This is a genomic window from Saccharopolyspora sp. (genome assembly GCF_017434145.1).
Lineage (GTDB): Bacteria > Actinomycetota > Actinomycetes > Mycobacteriales > Pseudonocardiaceae > Saccharopolyspora_C > Saccharopolyspora_C galaxeae.
Genome location: NZ_JAFRFW010000854.1, coordinates 1 through 2,264, shown reverse-complemented (window position 1 = coordinate 2,264; position 2,264 = coordinate 1). Strand labels below are relative to the sequence as shown.

General features: G+C 70.2%; 2 protein-coding genes. One reads left to right on the top strand and one right to left on the bottom strand.

The window, feature by feature from the left end; translation table 11 throughout:
• Positions 1-383 precede the first annotated feature (383 nt).
• Positions 384-938: a glycerol-3-phosphate responsive antiterminator gene (locus IJH84_RS23255; protein ID WP_295149007.1), complete on the top strand. Its 555-nt coding sequence runs from the start codon at positions 384-386 to the stop codon at positions 936-938.
• 7 nt (positions 939-945) lie between these two features.
• Here the strand turns inward: IJH84_RS23255 and IJH84_RS23250 are convergent.
• Positions 946-2,264 (bottom strand): FGGY-family carbohydrate kinase (locus IJH84_RS23250; RefSeq protein WP_295149006.1); only part of this gene is annotated, 1,319 nt, incomplete at its 5' end.

The window sequence follows — 2,264 nt, the reverse complement described above, 5'->3', positions numbered from 1 at the left end:
CCCGAGACGTGCCGCAGGACTGGTTCGACAGCCTGCGGCCGCTCGCCTGAACCCGTTGGGCGAACGCTGCTGATCGCCGCGGCAGGCTTCGGCGTTCGCATTTCTCAGCCGTTGTCGTTGGCGGCGACGGAGTGTTCGGGCGCCACGACGTAGTGCTAAGGCAGGCTCAGCTTGGCCGTGCGGCCGCTGTCTACCGTGTGGATCTGGCCGGTGATGAAACCGGCCTCGTCGGCGGCGAGGAAAGACACGAGTGCGGCCAGGCTCCGCCGAACCGCCCGCTGACGCTCATGGCGGCGTAGCGCCAGGCGGGCTACGACGGCGATTCGAGCAGGCGAGGGCCGTGGCGCGGAAGCAGCGGGCGGGCGGTGTGCCATAGTGCGCCGGTGCGTGATGTCCTGTTGGATTCCCCGGTCGTGGCGAGCGTGAAGGACGAGGCCGGGGCGCGCTCGGTCATCGACTCGGAACCAGGCGTGGTCTTCCTGCTCTGCGGCTCGATCTTGACGCTGCCGGACCTGGTCGACCGGCTGCGCGCGGCCGGGAAGGTCGTGCTGGTGAACGTGGACATGGTCGAGGGGCTGGAAAGCCGCGACGTCGCCGTGGAGTTCGTGGGCGAACGCACCCGGGCGGACGGGGTGCTCAGCAGCAAGGCGTCGATCGTCAAGGCGGCCCGGAAGCGCGGATTGCTTGCGGTGCACCGGTTCTTCCTCGTCGACTCGTTCTCGTACCACAACCTCGGCAAGCAGTTGGCGATCTCGCGGCCGGACTACATCGAAATCCTGCCCGGGTGCGTGCCGCGGGTGATCGAGTGGCTGCGCAACGACACCGACGTGCCGATCATCGCGGGCGGGCTGGTCTGCGACAAGAACGACGTGCTGGCCGCGCTGAGCGCGGGCGCGACCGCCATCGCCTCGTCCAATGTGGATGTTTGGTCGATGTAGGCAGGTTTCACCGCCCGGCGGTGGCCAGCCACGCGAACAGCGGGTCGGTGTGGCCGGGCAGTGCGCGGTACACCTCGCGCAGCCGCCGGTACTGCTCGTGCGCCTCCGGGTCGGGAACGAACTCGCTGCCATTGCGGACCATCGCCGCCACCGCCTCGTCGAAACCGGCGAAGAGGCCGAGCCCGACGCCTGCGCAGATCGCCGAGCCGAGCTCCGCCCCGCCTTGCGCACGCCGCGCGGGCCGGTCGAACGCGTCGGCGACGATCTGCACGAGCACGTCGGATCCGGCGCCACCGCCGGAGACCAGCACTCGCTCGAACTCCGCGCCCAGTTCGCCTGCCATGTCGCCCGCGTTGGCGCACATGGTCAGCGCGATCGCTTCGAGCACCGCCCGGTACATGTGGAACGGTCCCTGCCTGCCGTCGAATCCGAGGAACGCGCCCTTGCGGAACGGCGCGTCGACCGGGGCCAGCCAGTCCAGCACCGCGATCAGCCCGTCGGAACCGGCCGGTACGGTGGCCGCACCTTCGTTGAGCCAATCTTCGGAGCCGAGCAGGTTGCGCAGCCAGCTGACCGTCCACATGCCGCGGCGGATGCCACGGCTCTCGTAGAGGTATTCGCGCGGGCGGCAGGCGAAGTTGGTCCAGAACGCCTCGGCGTCGGCAACGTTGCGCGTTCCGGTGGTCATGCCGGCGATGTAGGTGCCCATCGACAGCAGCACGCTGCGGGCGTCGGCGAGGCCGCTGCCGAGCGCCTCGGCCGCCTTGTCGTTGGCCGTGGCGAACACCGGCAGACCTTCCGGCAGCCCGGTGTGCGCGGCTGCTCGCGCGGTGACGGTGCCGAGCTTCTCGCCGGGCCGCACGAGCTCGAACAGCATCTCCCGCGGGATGTCGGGTGCTGCGACCCAGTCCCAGCTGTCGGTGTCGATCGGCCACACGCCCTGGTAGTTCGCCGCGGTGTCGCGGAACCGCCCGGTCATCCGCGCGGTGATGTAGCCGGAAGACGTGGTGACGTAGCGGACGTCCGGATTCACGTGCTGGTACGGCCGCGAAACGCGTTCGTCCATCCAACTCAGCACCGGCTGGGCGAGCGTGCCGTCGGCGCGCAGCATGGCGCGGCAGAACCGGATCGTGCAGAGCCCGACGCCGCGGATCTGCTCCGGACCGCCTGCGAAGTCGCGCAGCGCCGCGCGGGTCGCGGCACCTACGGAATCCCACAGGTCGTCGTCCGGATGCTCGACGACACCGGGGCGCGGGGAATCGTTGGGGCGCAACGGAACGCGGGCCCGGGCGTGCACTGTGCCGCGCGTGTCGAACACGGCGACCT